The organism is Geothrix mesophila (assembly GCF_022808835.1).
In the GTDB taxonomy this organism is placed as follows: domain Bacteria; phylum Acidobacteriota; class Holophagae; order Holophagales; family Holophagaceae; genus Geothrix; species Geothrix paludis.
Map to the genome: position 1 here is coordinate 1,261,157 of NZ_JAKZLD010000001.1, position 18,715 is coordinate 1,279,871.

The 18,715-nt window shown below is 68.5% G+C and carries 17 protein-coding genes; 11 read left to right on the forward strand and 6 right to left on the reverse strand.

Annotated features, from left to right (window positions below; translation table 11 throughout):
- The first annotated feature begins 91 nt into the window (after positions 1-91).
- Genes MLG87_RS05730 through MLG87_RS05740 form a run of 3 tightly spaced genes read left to right on the forward strand, consistent with a single transcriptional unit; the run spans position 92 to position 2,801 of the window.
- Positions 92-1,453: an ABC transporter substrate-binding protein gene (locus tag MLG87_RS05730; RefSeq protein WP_243294235.1), complete on the forward strand. Its 1,362-nt coding sequence runs from the start codon at positions 92-94 to the stop codon at positions 1,451-1,453.
- On the forward strand, positions 1,435-2,097 hold the full coding sequence (locus MLG87_RS05735) for a hypothetical protein (protein WP_243294236.1): 663 nt from the start codon (positions 1,435-1,437) through the stop codon (positions 2,095-2,097). Before MLG87_RS05730 ends, MLG87_RS05735 begins: the two co-directional genes overlap by 19 nt.
- Positions 2,094-2,801, forward strand: a complete 708-nt coding sequence (locus MLG87_RS05740) for a hypothetical protein (RefSeq protein ID WP_243294237.1) — start codon at positions 2,094-2,096, stop codon at positions 2,799-2,801. The genes MLG87_RS05735 and MLG87_RS05740 overlap by 4 nt, the downstream gene beginning before the upstream one ends.
- Positions 2,802-2,815: 14 nt before the next feature.
- On the opposite strand, the gene MLG87_RS05745 is transcribed toward MLG87_RS05740, so the two are convergent.
- Positions 2,816-4,069 (reverse strand): L-serine ammonia-lyase, iron-sulfur-dependent, subunit alpha, encoded by a 1,254-nt coding sequence (locus tag MLG87_RS05745; protein ID WP_243294238.1) that lies wholly within the window; start codon positions 4,067-4,069, stop codon positions 2,816-2,818.
- A 265-nt stretch (positions 4,070-4,334) separates the two neighbouring features.
- On the opposite strand from MLG87_RS05745, the gene MLG87_RS05750 reads away from it, so the two are divergent.
- A complete protein-coding gene (locus MLG87_RS05750; RefSeq protein WP_243294239.1) occupies positions 4,335-4,808 on the forward strand; it encodes a peroxiredoxin in 474 nt (157 codons plus the stop codon).
- Between the two features lie 103 nt (positions 4,809-4,911).
- Here the strand turns inward: MLG87_RS05750 and MLG87_RS05755 are convergent, their stop codons facing one another.
- Positions 4,912-5,691, reverse strand: a complete 780-nt coding sequence (locus tag MLG87_RS05755) for an enoyl-ACP reductase FabI (RefSeq protein WP_243294240.1) — start codon at positions 5,689-5,691, stop codon at positions 4,912-4,914.
- A 131-nt stretch (positions 5,692-5,822) separates the two neighbouring features.
- Between MLG87_RS05755 and MLG87_RS05760 the strand changes: the two genes are divergently transcribed.
- From MLG87_RS05760 to MLG87_RS05780, 5 genes are all read left to right on the forward strand, one after another.
- Entirely contained in the window at positions 5,823-6,896 is a 1,074-nt protein-coding gene (locus MLG87_RS05760) for a tetratricopeptide repeat protein (RefSeq protein WP_243294241.1), read from the forward strand.
- Positions 6,897-6,917: 21 nt separating this feature from the next.
- A complete protein-coding gene (locus MLG87_RS05765; RefSeq protein WP_243294242.1) occupies positions 6,918-7,766 on the forward strand; it encodes a tetratricopeptide repeat protein in 849 nt (282 codons plus the stop codon).
- 176 nt (positions 7,767-7,942) lie between these two features.
- The gene (locus MLG87_RS16045) at positions 7,943-8,419 is read left to right on the forward strand and encodes a type II secretion system protein (RefSeq protein WP_279341066.1); all 477 of its coding nucleotides are present in this window, start codon (positions 7,943-7,945) and stop codon (positions 8,417-8,419) included.
- A gap of 141 nt (positions 8,420-8,560) precedes the next feature.
- A complete protein-coding gene (locus tag MLG87_RS05775; RefSeq protein ID WP_243294243.1) occupies positions 8,561-9,034 on the forward strand; it encodes a prepilin-type N-terminal cleavage/methylation domain-containing protein in 474 nt (157 codons plus the stop codon).
- A 72-nt stretch (positions 9,035-9,106) separates the two neighbouring features.
- Entirely contained in the window at positions 9,107-9,514 is a 408-nt protein-coding gene (locus tag MLG87_RS05780) for a type IV pilin protein (RefSeq protein ID WP_243294244.1), read from the forward strand.
- 444 nt (positions 9,515-9,958) lie between these two features.
- Here MLG87_RS05780 and MLG87_RS05785 read toward each other — a convergent pair whose 3' ends face one another.
- From MLG87_RS05785 to pilB, 3 genes are all read right to left on the reverse strand, one after another.
- Positions 9,959-11,161: a type II secretion system F family protein gene (locus tag MLG87_RS05785; RefSeq protein WP_243294245.1), complete on the reverse strand. Its 1,203-nt coding sequence runs from the start codon at positions 11,159-11,161 to the stop codon at positions 9,959-9,961.
- A 92-nt stretch (positions 11,162-11,253) separates the two neighbouring features.
- Positions 11,254-12,444, reverse strand: a complete 1,191-nt coding sequence (locus tag MLG87_RS05790; protein ID WP_279341067.1) for a type IV pilus twitching motility protein PilT — start codon at positions 12,442-12,444, stop codon at positions 11,254-11,256.
- Between the two features lie 12 nt (positions 12,445-12,456).
- Entirely contained in the window at positions 12,457-14,268 is a 1,812-nt protein-coding gene (gene pilB, locus MLG87_RS05795) for a type IV-A pilus assembly ATPase PilB (protein ID WP_243294246.1), read from the reverse strand.
- A gap of 100 nt (positions 14,269-14,368) precedes the next feature.
- Here pilB and MLG87_RS05800 point away from each other — a divergent pair, with 100 nt between their 5' ends.
- Positions 14,369-16,327 (forward strand): hypothetical protein, encoded by a 1,959-nt coding sequence (locus MLG87_RS05800; protein WP_243294247.1) that lies wholly within the window; start codon positions 14,369-14,371, stop codon positions 16,325-16,327.
- A gap of 40 nt (positions 16,328-16,367) precedes the next feature.
- A complete protein-coding gene (locus MLG87_RS05805; RefSeq protein WP_243294248.1) occupies positions 16,368-17,525 on the forward strand; it encodes a GGDEF domain-containing protein in 1,158 nt (385 codons plus the stop codon).
- Positions 17,526-17,528: 3 nt separating this feature from the next.
- On the opposite strand, the gene dnaJ is transcribed toward MLG87_RS05805, so the two are convergent.
- Positions 17,529-18,689 (reverse strand): molecular chaperone DnaJ, encoded by a 1,161-nt coding sequence (gene dnaJ, locus MLG87_RS05810; RefSeq protein ID WP_243294249.1) that lies wholly within the window; start codon positions 18,687-18,689, stop codon positions 17,529-17,531.
- Between the last annotated feature and the right edge of the window lie 26 nt (positions 18,690-18,715).

Below are 18,715 nucleotides of genomic sequence, written 5' to 3' on the forward strand. Positions count from 1 at the left end.
GGAGTCCCCCGGCGGTGTCGCTTGGCAGTGTCCCTTGGCAGAGCCCCGGGCGCCCGGGCATGCTGGAGGAAACTTCCTCGAGCCCCCAGCCATGCGGAATCGCCTTGCCGCCCTGACCTTGGTCTTCCTCTCCGCCCTCGCTCCGGCCTGGGGCCAGATGGTCGAGGAGTCCCTGCCCCGGGATCCCGGGCCCCTGGATTTCATCCGCGGCGACAGCTACGAGCAGTGGATCCTCCAGTCCCTGGCCGGCGACGCGCTCGTGGGCCTCGGGTCCGAGGGGCAGGCCGTGCCCAGGCTGGCCGCGTCCTGGAAGATCCAGAGGGACGGGCTCATCACATTCACCCTGCGCGACGACGCGCGATTCACCGACGGCAGCCTGGTGACGCCGGAGGACGCGCTCTGGACCTTCTCCGAGATCCGGCGGGATCCCTCCGCCAGCGCCACCAAGCGGGCCATCCTCGACAGGGCGGTAATCGGACAGCAGGACGGCCGGGTCTGGATCCGCTCGCCCAAGCCCCCCGGCCGCCTGCTGCTGGAGCTGGCCCGGGTGCCCGTGGCCCAGAAGGGCCATCCCGAGCGCGGCTCCGGCCCCTTCCGCTTCCAGAGGGATCCCGCGGCCTGGACCTTCTACCGCCGGGACCACTTCCTGAAGCCGCGCATCGATGGCATCCGGTTCCGCCTGCTGCCCGACCCGGCCGCGGTGCTCCAGGCCCTCCAGAAAGGCTGGCTCACCATCGGCGCCCCGCCGGCCCGGCCCCTGCCGTCGCCCACCTCCCATCGCGTGGTCGTCCAGCCCATGAACGCCCAACTGGTGGTCTGGAGCCATGCCGGAACGGGGCCCCTGCAGCTCCTGGAGCGCTGGCGCCAGGATGCCTTCCCGCCCGGCCTGCTGGGGCAGAACGCCCGACCCAGTCGCGGCCTGTGGCCCGAGAGCCTGGGCTTCGACCCCCAGGCCATCGACAGTCCGGCTGATCCGCCCAAGCCTCCGGGCCGGCTGAAGCTGCTCTATGCCGCAGGCGAGGCGTCCACCGAGAACCTGCTGCTGGCGCTGCGGGACCGCGCCCGGAAGGACGGCTTCGACCTCCAGCTGATGCCCCTGGAACAGGCCATCCTGGTGGACCGGCTCCGCAAGGGCGAGTTCGAGCTGGCCTGTTCCGTGGTGGTCTTCGAGCCTCATCCGTGGGCCGTCCTGGAATACCTCGAACCCAAGGGCCCCATGAACGTCACCGGCTGGTCTGACCCCCAGGTGGCCTCGCTGGCTGCCGGGCTCCGGCAGGCGGGCGACCTCGGCTGGCGCGAGCTCCAGGGAGTCTGGGCCAAGCATCCGGCGGCGCTGCCCATCCTCGACTTCCAGAGCGTGGTCTGGGTGGACAAGCGCCTCGCTGTGACGCCCAGCCCCCTGGGTCTGTACCTGGCCACCCCGGGGGCCGCGGGTTGGCGCTGGAACCGGTGAGGCGGGCCAGCCTGCAGGGCCTGGCCGTCTGGAGTCTCGCCCTGGCTCTGGCCTGGAGCCTGCCCGGCGCCCTGTGGCGGCCGGCTCCGCCCCCGCCCTTCCCCGTCCACGCCCTGCTTCCGGCGGCCCTCGCCCTGGGCGCCCTGGCCATCGCGGCGCCGCTGCTGGCCTGGCTCGGCGGGCCCACCCTGGCGGCCCGGAACTCCCTGGCCCTGCTGGAGGCCCCGCCCGACCTGCTCTGGGCCGGCACCCTGCTCGCCCTCTGGCCCGCGGCCTGGGGCCCGCCGGACCAGGGCGGCTGGCTCGCGGCCTTCCTCCTGGCCGCCCTCCCCGGTGAGGTCCGGTGGCTGGCGACGGCACTTCCCGGCGAGGTGCCCTTCCCGGCCGCCTGGGGCCGGGCGGTGACGCTCCGGGCGCGGCGGCTCGCTCTCGCGCACCTCACGGGCCGCTGGATCGCCGCTCGGCTGCCCATCTGGCTCACGGCCTCGCTGGTCCTGGAATGGATGCTGGGCGTGCCGGGCCTCGGCATGGACTGGATGGATCGCGTGGCCGGGCGGGATCGGGTCGGACTTTCTGCCTGGGTGGTGGCGCTGGCCCTGCTCTGGTTGCTGTCCAGGTGGATGGATCCGGAGTCCGCGCCGTGAAATGGCGCCTCGCCTTCCTTCTGGCACTGGTCCTGCCGGATCTGCCCCTCGACCCGTTCCACGGGGGTCTCCCCGCCTCACCCGGCCATCCGCTGGGGCTGGACGACCTGGGGCGGGATGCCCTGCTGCGCCTGCTGCTGGCGGGTTCCCGCAGCGTGGGATTCGCCAGCGCCTGCGCCCTGCTGGGTCTGGGGACCGCGCTGCTGCTCGCCTGGCACGGCCGGCGCTGGTCCGGCGCCCTGTCCGCCCTGCGCAGCCTGCCGCCGGTGCTCTTCCTGCTCCCCCTGGCCGCGGCCGTCGGAGGCCTCGGCGTCGCAGCCCTCTTCCTGCTGCTGGGCCTGCTGCTGGCCCCCCACCTGGAGCCTCCCCTGCGTGCCAAACTCGACGCTTTCCGGCAATCGCCGGCCTGGGCTGCGGAGCGGACCCTGGGCGCCACGCCAGCCTCCACCCTCCGCCGCTGGTCTCCCTGGGCCCTGGATCAGGCCGCGGGCCTGTTCCCCAGCGCCTGGCTCGGGGCCCTGTGGGGCGAGGCCACCCTGTCCACCCTCGGCCTGGGCCCCGGCCCCGACCACGACAGCCTGGGGCGCCTGCTGCTGGAACAGCTCCCCCGTCTCGCCACAGATCCCACTCCCCTCGGCTGGGCGGCGCTGGCTCTCGTACTGGGCTTGGCCTGGGCCTCCGTGCCCCGGCGGACGAGCCTCTGAGGCTGTCTCCCCTCTCAACCCAGCTTGGCCTGCATGATGTCCAGGATCTCGCCGTCGGCGCAGGCCATGCCCTGCTGGGCCAGGCGGCCCAGGTGGGCCAGGGAGGCCTCGCCGGTGGCGCCCACGATGCCATCCGTCCCGGGAATGCCGAAGCCCGCCAGGGCCAGCTCCGCCGAGCGGAATGCCGCCTCCACGCCTGTCATGGCCTTCATGGCGCAGCCGATCTTGGCCCCATCGCAGATGAGCCCTGCCAGGTTGCCCACCATGTTGTGGACGGCCAGCTCCATCTGCGGGATCCCCCCGCCGCCCAGGTGCACCAGGCCCACGGCGATGCCGATGCCCGCCGCGTTGGAGGCCCCGCACACCGCGGAGAGCGTCCCCAGGCGATGCGTGGTGGCCGTGGTCAGCAGGCAGGCCAGGGCCAGGGCCTCCTCGATGCGAGACTCCTCGTACCCCTTGCGCCGGGCCCACAGCCCCAGCGCCACAGACACGGTGATGCCCTTGTTGCCGGAGCCTGCCAGGGACATGACCGTGAGCGGCTCGCCGGACATGCGCCCCAGCACACCGGAGCTCACCAGCCGCGGGATGCGGAGCCAGGGCTCGCCCTCCGGCCCAGGCACGAAGCCCGCCGGCAGGTGCCCGACGCTGTGCTCGGCCATGGCGAGGTTCAGCGCCAGGCCCTCGCGCAGGCGCGCCCGGTCCGCCTCGGTGATCGTTCCCGCCAGAGCCACCAACTGCGCCAGAGACCTGGTCCCGACCTGCTCCCGGATGCGATCTCCCGCGTCCGGGCCCACCTGGCCCGCGGCGAGGGGCGCCGACACGCCATCCGTCTCCAGGCGGGTCAGGCGGGTGTGCTCCTGCTCCAGCACCGCCCGCCCCACGCCCTCCTGGCAAGCCACGGTGCAGTCGATGTAGAGGTCGGGCCGGGAGGCATCCACCTCCACGTGGAGCGCACCGCGGTCCAGCAGCCGTCCGGCCTGCTCGAGCGCTTCGGGCGTGACGGTCTCAAAAATCTGCAGCGCCGGCGCGGGGTCCGGAAGCACGGCCCCCAGGGCAAGCGCCCAGAGCACCCCGGTGCGCCCGCCGCTGTTGGGAATGCCCACGGCGTGGCAGTTCTTGTAGGTGCGCACATCGAGCACCAGCCGGGCCATGCGCGGCTCGCCGCGCCCCTGGCGGGCCGCCAGGCAGGCGGCGTAGGCCACCGCTGCCGGCTCCGTACAGCCCAGGGCCGGCTTCCATTCGGCGGACAGGTACTCGGTCAGATCCATGGACCACCTCGCGGCCCCCATTCTGGCCGCAAGATCGCATGTCCCCGGTCACAGGCGGCGGAGGGACGGGTTCCGGGAGAAAAGCGATTTCGCCACCGATTTCTCTGATTTCGCTGATGAGAAACGGATTCCTGCCCCATCGCAGCATGGGCCCACTCGGAGCACATTCGAGGCGCATCACCGCAATCGGCGGAACCGGTGGCTAAAAATTCTTTCAAGCGGCTTCCTCCACGCCGGGGACCCGACTCGTATTAGGCTACGGCCCATGACTTCGCTGATCGGACATCCCCTCCCCGCCTTCTCCCTCCAGGACGACCAGGGCGCCACGGTCACGGCCGCGGACCTCAAGGGCCGCTGGACCGTGCTCTACGCCTATCCCAAGGACAGCACCCCTGGCTGCACGACGGAGGCCTGCGACTTCCGCGACAGCTGGACACGCGTGCAGGTCCTGGGCGCCCAGGTCTACGGCCTCAGCCGCGACAGCCTCAAGAGCCACCAGAATTTCATCACCAAGCAAAGCCTCCCCTTCCGCCTGCTCTCCGATCCTGAATGCACCCTTCTCAAGCCCCTCGGCGCCTTCGGCAAGAAGATGATGTACGGCAAGGAAGTGGAGGGCATCATCCGCAGCACCTTCCTCGTCGACCCCAAGGGCGTCGTCCGCCACGCATGGCCCAAGGTGAGCGTGAAGGGGCACGTGCAGGAGGTGCTCGAGGTATTGACGGGACTACAGAAGGGTTGAGGTCGTCATCCCAGATGGTTGTGATTACCAGCGAAGACCGGCCATGCCGGGCTGAGCGTGGGGGCCCGGGGGTGTGCGCGCAGCGCGGACCCCCCGGACAACATCAGCCCGCCATGATGCTGAAGCCGCCGTCCACGTAGAGCACCTGGCCGGTGATGCCGCGGCCCATGTCGCTGACGAGGAACACGCCGGCATCGCCCACTTCCAGCTGGTCCGTGTCGCGCTGCAGCGGGGTGTGGGAGCGATGGGCCTTCAGCTTGGACCCGATGCCGGGGATGGCCGAGGAGGCCAGGGTCTTGATGGGGCCGGCGGAGATGGCGTTCACGCGGATGCCCTGGGGCCCCAGATCCGCGGCCAGGTAGCGCACGGTGGATTCCAGGGCGGCCTTGGCCACGCCCATCACGTTGTAGCCGGGCACCACCCGCTCGCCGCCCAGATAGCTGAGGGTCACGATGGAGCCGCCCTCGGCCATGAGGGGCTGAGCCGCATTGCAGACCGCCGCCAGGGAGTACGCGCTGATGTCGTGAGCCACGCGGAAGTCCTCGCGGCTGGTCTCCACGAAGCGGCCCTCCAGGGCCTGCCGGGGAGCGTAGGCCACCGCGTGCACCAGGAAGTCGAGCTTGCCCCACTTCTTGCGGATCTCGTCGAAGGCCATGACGATCTGGCTGTCGCTGCCCACGTCCATGGGTAGCAGGAGGGGATTCTTCAGCTCCGCCGCCAGCTCGCGGACGTTCTCACCCAGGCGCTCGTTCTGGTAGGTCAGGCAGAGCTGGGCGCCGGCCTCGGCCACCTTCTGGGTGATACCCCAGGCGATGGACCGCTTGTTCGCCACGCCGATGATCAGGCCCCGTTTCCCTTCCAACAATCCGCCCTTGGCGCTCATGCGATCTCCTCCAGAGCCATGTGCAAACAATCACTTAGCATAGCCGAACCCGCGCCGCCACGCTATACCCGGGGTCAGTACACCTCCCACCGAGGTCCTCTCATCTAATCTGGAAGTCTCCGCGAGGCCCCATGATCCCCGTTCCCCTCCTGATCGCCCAGGCCACCCAACCCGCCCCCGCCTCCTTCCGGCCGGATCTGGATGCAGGGCACTACCTCAGGGTCCTGGGGAACGCCGAGGCCCGCCTGCGCCAGGACCCGAACGATGCCGCGGCCTGGGCGGCCAAGTCCCAGGCCCTCTCCAGCCTCCAGCGCTTCGCCGAGGCCCACTCGGCCGCGGATCGCGCCCTGGCCTTGAATCCCCGCCTGGCGGACGCCCTCCTGGCCCGGGGCCTGGCCCGGGCGGGCGAGGCCATCCGCCAGCGGGACCTCGGCAGCCTCCGCGGCGCCCTGGGCGCCATGGATGACCTGCGCGCCGCCACCGAAGCCGATCCCACCCTCGCCCCCGCCTGGATGAGCCTTGGTCTGGCCTTTGAGATGCTGCCGGGCATCCTGGGCGGCTCCACCCGGAAGGCCCTGCGTTGCGCCGACCAGCTCCGCCGCGTGGCCCCGGCCCGGGGGGACCTTCTCCAGGCCCTGGTCCTGGTGGAAGAAGACAAGTGGTGGGAGGCCCAGCCGTACTTCGGTCGCGCCTTGGCCCAGGCGCCGCAGGATCCTGAGGTGGTGGGCCAGTGGCTCGATGCCCTGGATCGCCGCCCCGCCAAGAAGGCCATGGGCGAAGTCGGGAAGAACGCCCGCCTGCTCGCCGAGGCCGCTCGTCTCCTGCCCGGCGTGCGCACCCGCGCCCGGGGCGTAGCCGCCGTCAGCGACGCCTACCTGCACGGCGGCCGCCCCGACCTCGCCTGGCAGGTCGCCCAGGACCACCTGACCCAGGTGGACGCCCCCAGCCTCCTCCGCCTGCAGCTCGGCAAGGTGGCCGCCGCCAGCGGCCTCCACCGCCCCGAGGGACTGGCCGCCCTCGACCAGGTCCTCCGCGAGCCCCTCGAAGGCGGCGCCGCCGGCTACCCCGGCGCCTGGTGGCGCAAAGGCCAGATTCTCCGCGACCTCGGGAGGAAAGACGAAGCTCGCCGGGCCGCCCAGGAGGCCCTCCGGCTGGATCCGAAGCACCGCGGGGCGCGGGAGCTCCTCGAAACGCTCGAACCATGATCCAGTAGGGTGCGCGACATCATGAACGGAATGATCGATTGGGACTACGTCTGCAACTGGGGGGCCATTCTCGCCTTGACGGCCCTGGGCGCGGCCCTGCTTTGGGGCCTTGGGTACGCGGTGTACTTGAATCGCATCGGCAGCCACGGCTGGACGTCCACCCGGCGATGGCTGAAAACCTCCCTCGTGGTTTTTTTGGTCAGTTTCCTGGCGGCGACAGCCTTCAGGGAAGGCCCGGTGCTGTGGGCCCTGTTCAAAGGTCGCCTGGGTTCCCCGGAGGGCCAGTACCTGACCGGAGTCCTCTACCAGCAGGGAGACAGGTTTCTTCAGCAGTCTCCGGAGCGAGCGGTACCCGCCTTCCGCCGCGCGGCGGACCAGGGCCACACGCTCGCCCAGCTAGCCTTGGCAAGCGCCTACCGCTCCGGGTTGGGGACCCGCAAGGATCCAGCGGAGGCCCTTCGCTGGGCTGAGGCGGCGGCCCATGCGGGGCATCCGCTCGCCATGGTTCTCGCGGGGGAGCTGCTTCAGGAATCCTCTCCGGCCGAAGCGGCCCCTTTCTTCAAGCGCGCGCTCCCGCTTCTCCGGGTCCAGGGCGAGGCCGGGGATGGCCAGGCCTGCTTCACCCTCGGCTTCCTGTACCGCCAGGGTTTCGGTGTGGTTCCGGATTCCGAAGAGGCCCTCTACTGGATGCTTCTGGCGAGAAGGCTCGGCATTTCCCCCCCGCAGGCCTTTGCCGTAGAGGCCTACGGGAAGAGCCTGCCCCCGGATCAGCAGGTCCGCGCCACGAGCCGAGCCCAGGCCTGGCTCCGGGCCCATGGGAGGCCGCAGGCGGGTCTCCCCATTCCTCCACCGGGCCCTCCGACGCAGTAGGGCAGAAATCTGACCCTCTGCGTCACTCACGTAACCCTTTCCGACCTGCCCCGGCTATCCACCGATCCTTTCTTGCCCGAAGGTGCTGGGATTTCAGGAGCCTCTCGGGAGGATTGGGAAATTGGCATAGGGATTGATATCTTTACACGCGGCCATCGCCCACAAGGAGACATCACATGAAGAACCAGAAGGGCTTCACCCTCATCGAACTGCTGCTCGTGCTTGCCATCATCGGCATCATCAGCGCCATCGCCATCCCCGCCCTGCTGGGCCAGCGTGAGGCCGCCCGCAACCGCGCCACGGCTTCCAACGCCTCCAACATCGCCGGCGCCCTCCAGGTGGCCCTGGGCATCGTGGAAGACCAGCCGGCTGGCCAGCGCAGCGTTGCGGATCTGGATGCGGCTGTCACGGTCGGTGACACCCTGAATGCGATCGCGGCGCGCCCTGAGTACGCCAACATGAAGAATCCCTTCGACCAGACCCTGGCGGCCTATACCTTTGGCGCTGCTGCCGCCGCCCCGGGCGAAGTAGGACTGCTGGCCGCCACGGTGAACGGCCAGAGCGTGGTCCAGATCACCTACGGCACCAAGGTCAAGGGCGCCTTCACGTTGAACACCCTGCCCAAGACGCCGGAAAGCTCCCTGGCTCTGTAATTCGGAACCCTTGGGCTTCGGCCTGAATGGAGAGGGGCCGCACTTGTTGCGGCCCCTTTTCTTGTGCTTATTTCAACAAGTCTCACTCCCTTGGCATGGGTTTTGTTTCACCATTCCCATCCATGAATCCAGGAGCCGACCATGAGACGAGACACTGGATTCACCCTCGTCGAGCTTCTGCTGGTGCTGGCCATCATCGGCATCATCAGCGCCATTGCCATCCCGGCCCTGCTGGGCCAGCGCGAGTCCGCCCGCAACCGCGCCACCCAGGCCAATGCGGCCGACATTGCCGCTGCCATGCAGAACGCCCTGGATACCGTGGAGCAGCCCCAAGCGGAGCGCACCGCCGCCGACCTGGCCACGGCCACCACCATCACCGAGACCATGGCAGTCATGAAGGCCCGCTTCGAGTTCCTCAACATGAGGAACCCTTTCGACCAGACCAAGTACGCCTACACCTTCGGGGCGGCGGCCGCCATTCCCGGAGAGGTGGGTCTCGTACCCATCAACCCGAACGGTTCGTATGTCATCGAAATCACCTATGGGCTCAAGGTGCAGGGGGGCGTCCAGATCCACACCCTGGCCAGGACCCCGGAAACCTCCCTGCCTCTGTGAAGCCGGTCTCCGGCCCTGTGCGCCTATACTCGAATGACTGTTGAACGGTCTTGAGGCTCTGAAGGAGCTGCGATGAAAAAATCTCCCGCCACCCGAGGCTTCAGCCTGATCGAGCTGCTCCTGGCCCTTGCCATCATCGGCATCCTGGCCATGATCGCCATCCCCCGATTCAGCGGCGCCAAGGACTATGCCCGTCAGGTGGGTGATGCCCGCGCGAACGCCACCGCCCTTCGAATGGCCCTGGAAAACGTGAAGGCGGAAGCCGGGCTCTACCCGACCGCAGGCAACTATGTCTGGTTGCCGGATGGGACCGCCCCCGCCCTGACACCGCCCGTGTCCTTCACGATCAAAGATGCCAGCAAGATGAGGTTCACCCTGGCCATCAACGCAGACCGCCTGACCTACACCATCACGGCCGTCGATACCCAGAGCAACAAGCAGATGGTCAAGATCGATCAGAGCGGCGCAAACGTACCCTGAGCCCAGTGTTTCGCCCCACCCGGTGAGAGCCGGTTCAGTTGCTTGAGGCTCCGGACGGCCAGCGTGCCTGGATCTTCCCTGATACGCGCAGACGCCACGGCCTGAATGGCTGTGGCGTCTGCGCGTACGGCAACACACACGACACGGGGGAACCTCCAGTTCGAGGCCGGCCCTGCAATGGCCTTCGGTGGGAGTCCCGGGCAGGCATCCATGCACCGCGGCGGCCCCGAGGGTGCGGCCATGCCGAACCAGCCAAGGCCACGGCCGCTCTGGCTAGGAGCGCATGAGCGACAGATGCGTTGGATGAAGGAGCAGAAGACAGAGGGTGGACCGGGCGCCATCCAGCCGGGAATCCATGACCGGCGAAGCAAGCGACCGCTGGGTCGCAGTTCCTTCACCTTCGTCCCGGGATTCGCAGCCAGGAAGCGACCCCGATGAAAGAGGTCACTCCTTCCCGAACACGTTGGCCAGGTTGAAGATGGGCAGGTACATGGCGACCACGATGAAGCCGATGATGCCGCCGAGCATGGCGATCATGATGGGCTCCATGAGGCTGGTGAGGTTGGCCACGGCGTTATCCACCTCGTCCTCGTAGAAGTCGGCCACCTTGGCCAGCATGGCGTCCAGGGCGCCCGTGGCCTCGCCCACGCCCACCATCTGCACCACCATGGGCGGGAAGACCTTGGTCTCCGCCAGCGGGGTGCTGATGTTGCGCCCCTGCTCCACGGCGTCCTTGGACTTGAGGATGGCGTTCTGGATGACCATGTTGCCGGCGGTGCGGGCCGTGATGTCCATGCCTTCGAGGATGGGCACGCCAGAACTGATGAGGGTGCCCAGGGTGCGGCAAAAGCGAGCCACGGCCACCTTGCGGAGCACATCGCCGATGATGGGGATCTTCAGCATGAGCGCATCGATCTGGAGCCGGCCCGCGGGCGTCTTGTAGTACTGGCGAAGGCCCACCACGATGAGGACCGTGGCCAGGATCAGGATCCAGCTGTAGTTGATGAGGGCGCTGGAGATGGCCATGCAGACGAGGGTGGGGAACGGCAGCTTGCTGCCCAGGCCGTCATACATGGCGGAGAAGACGGGGATCACCTTCACCATGATGATGACCACCACGGCGATGGCGATGGTGATGATGGCCACCGGATAGGTCATGGCGCCCTTCACCTTGGCGGTGAGCTTGACGGCCTTCTCGATGTAGCTCGAGAGCCGCTGGAGAATCACGTCCAGGATGCCGCCGCTCTCGCCGGCGCCCACCATGTTCACGTAGAGGTCGTTGAAGGCCTTGGGGTGTTTGGAAAGGGCCGCCTGCAGGGTGAGGCCCTTCTCCACGTCTTCCCGCACGGCCTCGATGATCTTCTGGAAGCCCTTGTCCACCTGCTGGGCGCCCAGGATCTCCAGGCACTGCACCAGGGGCAGGCCCGCGTCGATCATCACGCTGAACTGACGGGTGAAGATGGCCAGATCCTTGGGCTTCACCTTGCCGAGGGACTTGGTGCCCTTGGCGGCCATGGCGCTGATGCCCGTGACTTCGATGCCGTTGCGCTTCAGGGTGGCGGCGGCGGCATCCCGGGATTCGGACACCAGGACGCCCTCCTGGGCCTCCCCCATTCGATTCTTGCCTTTCCATGCGTATGCGGGCATGCGGACCTCGGCGGACAGCTGGGAACGATGGTGCCTTCAGGATAGGCAGGAATGGATCAGTGGTGAAGATCTAATGGGCCGCGGGAAAGGGTCTAGGTGTACTTGATGTTGGGATTCCGGCCGCCCAGGGCGGGATTGGTGCTGGCGGTCGGCTGGGCCGCAGCGGCCCCGCGGCCGCCGGCTGAGCCGACGCCCACGCCCCGGTTGATGAGCTCCCGCAGCTCGTCGGCGTTCGAGGTGTACTCGAAGGCCTGCTCCTGGCTGATCTCCTTGCGGAGCACAAGATCCGAGAGGCTCTGGTTGAAGGTCTGCATCCCGTATTTCGTCTGGCCGGACTGCATGGTGCCGTAGATCTGGTGGATCTTGTCCTCGCGGATGAGGTTCCGGATGGCGGAGTTGGGGATCATGACCTCCAGCGCCAGGGCCCGTCCCTTGCCGCCCACCTTGGGGATGAGGCTCTGGCAGATAACGCCCTCCAGCACCAGGGAGAGCTGGGCGCGGATCTGGGCCTGCTGGTGGCTCGGGAACACGTCGATGATGCGGTTGATGGTCTGCACGGTGCTGTTGGTGTGCAGAGTGCCGAAGGTGAGGTGGCCCGTCTCGGCGATGGTGAGGGCCGACTCGATGGTCTCCAGGTCGCGCATCTCACCCACCAGCACCACGTCGGGATCCTGGCGGAGGGCCGAGCGCAGGGCCTTCTTGAAGCTGTGGGTGTCCGCGTGGATCTCGCGCTGGTTCACCAGGGCCCGCTTGTGCTTGTGCACGTATTCGACCGGATCCTCGATGGTGAGGATGTGCACAGGCTCCTCGGCGTTGATCTTGTCCACCATGGCGGCCAGGGTCGTGGACTTGCCGGAACCCGTCACCCCGGTCACCAGTACGAGGCCGCGGGGCTTGTCGCAGAGCGCCTGGACCGAAGGCGGCAGGCCCAGCTGGTCGAAGCTGCGGATGTTCTCGGGGATGGTCCGGAAGACGCCCGCCGTGGCGCCCCGCTGGTTGAAGACGTTGGCGCGGAAGCGGGCCACGCCCTGGAGGCCGAAGGAGAAGTCCACCTCCAGGTCCTCCTCCAGGCGGTGCTTCTGCTGGTCGGTCATGACGCCGTAGCAGAGCCAGCGGGTCTGGGACGCGTCCAGAGGAGGCAGCTTGAGGGGCACCATGCGCCCGTCGATGCGGATCTGCGGCGCCGATTCCGTGGTGATGTGGAGGTCCGTACCCCCGTACTCCACCATCGTCTTGAGCAGCTGCTGCAGCGGAGCTACGTAGTTGGAACCGATCTCACTCATGCCGAACCTTTCCTAGAGGACTGTCTCGCGGATGATCTCTTCGATGGTGGTGACGCCGTCGAGTACCTTTCGGCAGCCGGAGCGGCGGAGGGTGATCATGCCCTCCTTCTGGCCCTGCTCGCGCAGCTCGATGGCCGAGGCGCCCGTGAGGATCATGTCTTTCAGGGTCTCCGACATCTCCAGCACCTCGTAGAGGCCGACGCGGCCCTTGTAGCCGCGCTTGTTGCAAATATCGCACCCGACCGGCTTGTAGAAGGTGATGCCCCGCTGGATCTCCTCCGGGGTGAAGCCCACCTCGCGCAGCGCCTCCTCAGGCTGGTGGTGGGTGTCGACCGCCTTGCAGCTGTTGCAGAGGCGGCGCACCAGGCGCTGGGCGCAGATGATGTTCACCGAGGTCGCCACCAGGAACGGCTCCACACCCATGTTCATGAGGCGGTTGATGGTGCTGGGGGCGTCGTTGGTGTGCAGGGTGGAGAGCACCAGGTGGCCCGTGAGCGAGGCCTTGATGGCGATCTCGGCGGTCTCGAAGTCGCGGATCTCACCCACGAGGATGATGTTGGGATCCTGGCGGAGGAAGGAGCGCAGGGCCGCCGCGAAGTTGAGGCCGATCTGCTCCTTCATCTGCACCTGGTTGATGCCGGGGAAGTTGAATTCCACCGGATCCTCGGCCGTGAGGATGTTGGTGTCCACCGTGTTGAGCTTGGCGATGGATGAATACAGGGTGTTCGTCTTGCCCGATCCCGTGGGCCCCGTCACCAGCACCATGCCATAGGGTTTCGAGATCTGGCGATCCCAGCGCTCCAGGCTCTCGGGCTCGAAGCCGAGCTTGGTGAGGTCGAGCATGAGCTTGTCGCTGTCCAGCAGTCGCAGCACGATCTTCTCGCCGAAGAGCGTCGGCAGGATGCTCACGCGATAGTCGATGACCTTCTGCCGGCCGCCCATGTTCACGCGCAGCTTGATGCGGCCGTCCTGGGGCAGGCGCTTCTCGGCGATGTTGAGCTTGGCCAGGATCTTCACGCGGGAGGTGAGGGGATCCCTCAGCTTGAGGTTCGGCCGCATGACCTCCTGGAGGATGCCGTCGATGCGGAACCGGATGCGGTAGTTCTTCTCGTAGGGCTCGATGTGGATGTCCGAGGCCCCGCGCTTGATGGCGTCGATGAGCACCATGTTCACGAGCTTCACCACCGGGGCGTCTTCGCTGCCCTTCTTGAGGGCGCCGACGTTGATGCTCTCTTCGTCGTCGTCCGTGGCTTCGTACTCGGCGTCGGCATCCAGTTCCTGCTCCAGTTCCTGGAGGTCGAAGTGCTCGTCCTGCTCGTTGAATGGTGAGGCTGGGCCGCTGTCGGTGGGACCGGCCGCCGCCGCGCCGCTCATGGTGGCCCGCGCGCCCTGGGCATCCGCCAGCCGAACACCGCTGGAGCCCCCGTAGTACTTCTCGACCGCCCGCACCAGGCCCATCTCGCTGGAGACGACGGGATCCACGTTGTAGCCGGTGTGGAACCGCACATCGTCCATGGCGAAGATGTCCGTGGGATCGGACATGGCCAGGGTCAGCACGTTGCCGGTGCGCTGCAGGGGCAGCACCTTGTGCCGCTGGGCCAGGTCCTTCGGAATCAGCGCGATGACAGCAGAATCGATGGGCGGCCACTGTTCCAGGTCCGCGGCGGGGACGCCGTACTGCATGCCCAGGAAGCTCACGATGTCCTGATCCGAGCAGTAGCCCTGGCGCACGACGATGCTGCCCAGCTTGCCGCCTTCCCGGCGCTGGATCCTGATCACTTCTTCCAACTGGGCATCCGTGATGAGCTGAGCTTTGACGAGCATTTCCCCTAGCTTGCTGACCACTGGCTGCCTCCGGATGGGGTGATGCGATGGTAACACCTCCCGGAGGTATCCCACGCCCGGCCCATTGTATGCTTTCGCCATGCCTGCCCCAGGGACTCCGCCCCAGCGTCTGATGCTGGCCCGGCAATTGATCCGGGAGAAAGGCCTATCCAGGACGGACCTGGCTCTGCTGGAGGACATCCTGCGGGAAGGGGCCGGAGACCTGGATCCCCTGCTGGAAGCGCCTTCCGGCGAGACCGCCAGCAGCGAGGAGTCCCCGGCCCAGGCCAACCTGCGACGCAACCTCGGACTCTTCCTGGCCTTCCTCCACCAGTTCTCGCCCCGCCGCCTCGGCGAGGCCCGGGTCGCCATGGGGCTGGTGCTGCAGCACAGCCTCGGACGGCTGACCCGCCTGACCGGCACCGCCCATCGGGAGCTGATGGTGGAACACGACCAGCCCGCCTGGGTGGGCCTGCTACTCGATCTGCTGGCCTCGCTCCGCACCATGGCCGCCCCGCCGGGTGAGGAGGCCGGGACCCTTCAGGCCCTGTGGGCGGCCTTTCTCGAAGATCACCGTGATTCCTTCCGCCAGATCATGACCGCGCTTCAGACCTGCAAGGACGGACCAGAGGCCGTGGCGCGACTGAACGCCCAGATGAAGGTGGTGAACCGGGCCATCCAGGGGCAGGGTCGGCTGGAGGAATCCCTGGCTCGGCTGGCGGAGCACCTGGAAGCCTGCATCCCTCCGGAGTTCCATGCCCGCGTGGAGCCCCTGCTGCTGCTCCAGCACGTCGTGTCCAACCTGCGCCTGGGTCTGATGCGGCCCATGGACCGGGGTATCCATTGGCCCGCCGTGGAGCAAGTGCGGGGAAGCCTGCGCTGGCTCTGGGATCACCTGGGATGGGTGCTGCCCCGCATGGATGCCGAGTTGTTCAGGGATCGCACGCCGATCGAGCTGCGGCAACTGCTCCGGGACCTTCGCGCCGGGGATCCGGCCCTCTTCTCCGTGGTGGCCCGGGCCCTGGCCAGCCACATCTCCCTCCTGGGGCTCATGGAGTCCCTGGAACCTTCCGCCGGGAGCGGCGCCCAGGAGATCTACGCGTCCGTGCCCACCTTCCTGGTCATCGAATCCGAGCTGGGCCGGGTGGCGGAGCGCGCCTACGACCCCGCCCGGGCCGCCCTGGTGGACCCCGATCGGCCCGAGGCGCCCCGGCTCCGGGCCTACCTCCGCCAGGCCGTGCTGAGCCTGCGCCAGGACCAGGGGACCCTGCGGAGCCTCCTGCAGCAGGCCCTGGCCGGGGCCGACGCGGAACAGGTGGCCCACGCCCAGGACAGCCTGCGCGGCCTGCTCCTCAACCACCAGAAGCAGCTCATGGGCGAACTCGTGGGCCTGTTCTCTCCCGATGTGCAGCAGCGTCTGTTCCCGGACTCCCCCAGCCTGATGGAAGAGGGGGATCGCCTCCGGCTGCGCATCCAGCGGCTCTGGGAACAGGTCCCCCCCATCCACACCCACCTCCTCCTGAGCCTGGAGCTCCAGGACTGGCCGCGGCTCGCCCTGGGGCTCGCCCAGGCCTACCGTCACCTGCTGGCCTTCCGTCGCAGCCCGGAGTTCCCGCTGATGCGGCGGCCCGACCGGGAGGAGGCTGAGCGGCTCATCGAGGACCTGGGCCAGCTGCTGGAATCCCCGGAGGAGGTCCACCAGGCCCTCCGCGACGCCATGGACGTGCTGGGCGAGCTGCTGCGGTTCCTGGAGCTGTTCCTGCTCCGGATCAACGCCCGGGTGCCCCTCATCCGGCAGGACCTGGAAGTGGCCCAGGAGGCCCTGCAGCTCATCGCCAGCCTGAGGGCGGGCCCGGCAGGACCCGAACGCACCCGCCTTTCCCACAAGCTGATCCAGAGCACCAAGCGCCTCGGCGTGCGCGATGCCCAGGCCGTGGTCCTCCTCAAGCGCTGGGTCCGCGCCGAGCGCGGGCAGCGGGAAGGTTCGCTTCCCGTCCTGGAGCCGCTCGCCGCCCACCTCGGCCAACTCGCCATGAGACTCGAAGCCGCGCTGGGCTGACCGCCCGCAAACGACCCGACCCCCACCTCCCCGGAGCCCCATGCACCACATCCACTGGCTGGAACCGCAACCGTCCACGGCCGGCCATGCCTTGCGAGCGGCCCTGGAGGCCTGGGGCCACGACGTGGTGCCGGGCCCGGGACCCGGTTCGCTGGTGCTGGTGGCGGAACGGCCCGACCCGCGGCTGATCCCGGCGGAAGGCTCGGAAATCCTGTGGTGGGTCCAGGAGGCGGAGGCAGAGGAGATCAGCGCCGTGCTGGAACAGCGGCCGGGCTGGGTGATGCGCCAGGACCGCCCCCTCGAGGCGGCCCGGGAGGCGCTCCGGCACCTGCGGCAGCGGGATCTCGGCAGCGAGGGATGGCTGCGCCAGATGCTCCACCTGGCTTCCCTGGACGAGCTGCTGAAGCTCATGCTGAGCCGCGCCATCCGGCAATCCCGGGCGAAGGGCGGCGCGATCTGGCTCCGCAAGGAGAACCGGTTCTACCAGCGGGCCGGCGACGGGTCCTTCCCGGAAGCCCCCCTGCCCCGCCACGAGGCCCTGGACCTGGTGCACCGGGGCGAGGCCTTCCTCCTGGCTGCCTCGGAACAGCTGGGCCTCCTGCGCCTGCTGGACCCCCTCGAGCCACCTGAGCGCTTCCTCCTGGGCTTCGAGGACGTGGAGCCCCTGCTGCTCAACGCCTGGCGCCTGGAAGAGAGCCGGGCCCTGTCCTTCAAGGACGATCTCACCGTGGCCCAGAATCGCCGGTGCCTGGAGACGGAGCTGCCCCAGACGGTGCGCGAGGCCGCCGCCAAGGGGGAATCCGTGGCCCTGGTGTTCATCGACGTGGACGACCTCAAGCAGGTGAACAGCCAGTACGGCCATCCCGCGGGAAGCATCGTGCTCGAGGCCGTCGCGAGGACCGCCCAGCGTCTCTGCCGCGCCCACGACCGCCTCTACCGCTACGGAGGGGATGAGTTCTGCCTCATCATGCCCAGCACCCGGTCCCCGGGAGCCCAGAAGCTGGCGGAGCGCCTCATCGAGGTCATCCTTGGCCAGCCCGTCGCCATCGGGAGCGACCGCCTGACCATCTCCCTCAGCGCCGGCGTAGCCGCCTTCCCGGAGCACGCCGACGGGGCCGGCCACCTCATCGAACAGGCCGACCGCGCCCTCCTGCGGGCCAAGCGGGAAGGCAAGCGGCAGGTGGTGGTGGCGGACTGACCGTCACTTCCGCTTCTTCTTCCCGCCCTTCTCGGCCCCGAACACCTTGGCCAGGAAGCCTTCTTCGCCCTCCCCGGCGGGCTCGCCGTCGAGGCTTCGACGGAGCTGCTCCAGCAGCTGGCGCTGCTCGGCCGTGATGGACTTCGGCACGGCCGCCCGCAGGTGCAGGTAGAGATCGCCCCGGCCGCTGCCCTGGAGCCTGGGGACGCCGGCATTCACCAGCTTCACCACATGGTCCGCGGGGGTTCCCGCCGCCAGCTTCACCTTGTCCGCGCCGTAGGGCGTTTCGACCTCGAGCGCGCCGCCAGTCACCAGCAGAGGCCAGGACACCTCCAGCCGCTGGTGGAGATCGAACCCGTCCCGCTCGTACTTCGGATCCTGCTCCACATCGAACACCACGTAGAGATCGCCGGTGCGGCCTCCGAAGCGCCCGGCCTCGCCTTGGTTCTGGAGGCGGAGGCGCGTGCCCCGGTCCACGCCCGCGGGCACCTTGAAGCTCACCTTGGCCTTCCGATGGACCCGCCCCTCTCCGCGGCACTCGCGGCAGGGCTTCGGGATGATGCGGCCCTTGCCTTCGCAGCGGGGGCAGGGCGTGAGCATCTGGAAGAATCCCTGGCGCATGGCCACCTGGCCCGCGCCCCGGCACTGGGGACAGGTCTCCGGACGCGTGCCCGGCTCGCAACCCGAGCCATGGCAGGTGCCGCAGGCCTCCAGGCGCGGAATGCTGAGCTCCACGCTCTCCTTGCCGAAGACCGCATCCTTGAAGCTGAGCTTCAGGTTGTACTGGAGGTCCGAGCCCCGCTCCTCGCCGCTGGCCCGCCGCCGGCCGCCTCCGAAGAGGTCGCCGAACAGCCCGCCGCCGAAGAAGCTGCCGAGGATGTCCTCGAAATCCGCGAACTGGTTCGGGTCGAACTGGAACTGCTGGCCGCCGCCTCCCGCGCCGCCCAGGCCCGCGTGGCCGAACTGGTCGTACACCCGGCGCTTCTCGGGATCCGACAGCACGCTGTAGGCCTCCGCGGCCTCCTTGAATTTCTCCTCCGCCTCCTTGTTGTCCGGATTGCGGTCGGGATGCAGCTCCATGGCCAGCTTGCGGTAGGCCTTCTTCAGTTCATCCGTCCCCGCGTCCTTCGAAACGCCAAGGACTTCGTAGTAGTCACGCTTCATGCACCCATCCTGGATTCCAGGATAGC

What these genes read in the sequence shown, in the direction of transcription:
- MLG87_RS05750 (WP_243294239.1), top strand. Translation starts at nt 4,335, where the DNA reads ATGACTTCGCTGATCGGACATCCCCTCCCCGCCTTCTCCCTCCAGGAC.
- pilB (WP_243294246.1), bottom strand. Translation starts at nt 14,268, where the DNA reads ATGCTCGTCAAAGCTCAGCTCATCACGGATGCCCAGTTGGAAGAAGTG.
- MLG87_RS05790 (WP_279341067.1), bottom strand. Translation starts at nt 12,444, where the DNA reads ATGAGTGAGATCGGTTCCAACTACGTAGCTCCGCTGCAGCAGCTGCTC.
- MLG87_RS05745 (WP_243294238.1), bottom strand. Translation starts at nt 4,069, where the DNA reads ATGGATCTGACCGAGTACCTGTCCGCCGAATGGAAGCCGGCCCTGGGC.
- MLG87_RS05785 (WP_243294245.1), bottom strand. Translation starts at nt 11,161, where the DNA reads ATGCCCGCATACGCATGGAAAGGCAAGAATCGAATGGGGGAGGCCCAG.
- MLG87_RS05755 (WP_243294240.1), bottom strand. Translation starts at nt 5,691, where the DNA reads ATGAGCGCCAAGGGCGGATTGTTGGAAGGGAAACGGGGCCTGATCATC.
- MLG87_RS05780 (WP_243294244.1), top strand. Translation starts at nt 9,107, where the DNA reads ATGAAAAAATCTCCCGCCACCCGAGGCTTCAGCCTGATCGAGCTGCTC.
- dnaJ (WP_243294249.1), bottom strand. Translation starts at nt 18,689, where the DNA reads ATGAAGCGTGACTACTACGAAGTCCTTGGCGTTTCGAAGGACGCGGGG.
- MLG87_RS05775 (WP_243294243.1), top strand. Translation starts at nt 8,561, where the DNA reads ATGAGACGAGACACTGGATTCACCCTCGTCGAGCTTCTGCTGGTGCTG.
- MLG87_RS05760 (WP_243294241.1), top strand. Translation starts at nt 5,823, where the DNA reads ATGATCCCCGTTCCCCTCCTGATCGCCCAGGCCACCCAACCCGCCCCC.
- MLG87_RS05765 (WP_243294242.1), top strand. Translation starts at nt 6,918, where the DNA reads ATGAACGGAATGATCGATTGGGACTACGTCTGCAACTGGGGGGCCATT.
- MLG87_RS05730 (WP_243294235.1), top strand. Translation starts at nt 92, where the DNA reads ATGCGGAATCGCCTTGCCGCCCTGACCTTGGTCTTCCTCTCCGCCCTC.
- MLG87_RS05805 (WP_243294248.1), top strand. Translation starts at nt 16,368, where the DNA reads ATGCACCACATCCACTGGCTGGAACCGCAACCGTCCACGGCCGGCCAT.
- MLG87_RS05800 (WP_243294247.1), top strand. Translation starts at nt 14,369, where the DNA reads ATGCCTGCCCCAGGGACTCCGCCCCAGCGTCTGATGCTGGCCCGGCAA.
- MLG87_RS16045 (WP_279341066.1), top strand. Translation starts at nt 7,943, where the DNA reads ATGAAGAACCAGAAGGGCTTCACCCTCATCGAACTGCTGCTCGTGCTT.